Genomic DNA, 747 nt, shown 5'->3' with positions numbered 1-747 from the left:
GGGTCATCTCGACGACGCCGAGCAGGAGCGTTTTGCCCTCCGTTTTGGAAACCTTGTGCCGCATCCAACGATCGGTGCTAGCAAGGGAACGGCTTCGATCATCGACGTTGATTCCGTCCGCCCCGCTAGCCGGGTCGATCTGTGGCACAGCGATGGGACTTTCGTCGACGCCTATCCCAAGATTACGGTGCTGCGAGGTGTTGTGATCCCACCATCGGGCGGTGATACGGTCTGGTCAAACACCGCTGCGGCTTATCTTGACCTGCCGTTGCCTCTGCAACGGCTTGCCGACGAGCTCTGGGCTGTTCACACCAACGACTACGGCGTAAGGACCTCTGGCGAGGCCGACAAGAAGTATTACGACGAGATCTTCACTAGAACGATCTATGAGACCGAGCATCCCGTCGTGCGGGTCCACCCGGAGACTGGCGAGCGCACGCTGGTGCTCGGCTATTACGTGCAGCGTTTTGTTGGGATACCAAAATATGACGGCCAGAAGCTGTTGGATCTATTCCAGTCTCATATCACCGCGCCCGAAAACACCGTGCGCTGGAACTGGAAGGAGGGCGATCTCGCGATCTGGGACAATCGCGCCACACAACATTATGCGGTCAATGACTACGGCGACGCCCGTCGCATCGTTCGTCGCGCCACCATCGATGGCGACTTGCCCGTGAGCGTCGATCGCCGGTGCAGCGTAACGCGCATCAAGGCCACCAAGCAGCCGCCCGCCAACGTGACCTAGCT

1 protein-coding gene is annotated in these 747 nt (G+C 59.4%); it reads left to right on the top strand.

The genetic code is table 11. The annotated features are described in order from the left end of the window. The coding region (locus GWG65_RS40265; protein ID WP_275200928.1) for a TauD/TfdA family dioxygenase at positions 1-745 on the top strand (745 nt) is incomplete at its 5' end. Between the last annotated feature and the right edge of the window lie 2 nt (positions 746-747).

Origin of the sequence: Bradyrhizobium sp. CSA207 (assembly GCF_029051685.1) — a bacterium.
GTDB lineage: Bacteria > Pseudomonadota > Alphaproteobacteria > Rhizobiales > Xanthobacteraceae > Bradyrhizobium.
This window is presented reverse-complemented; position numbering and strand designations above follow the sequence as displayed.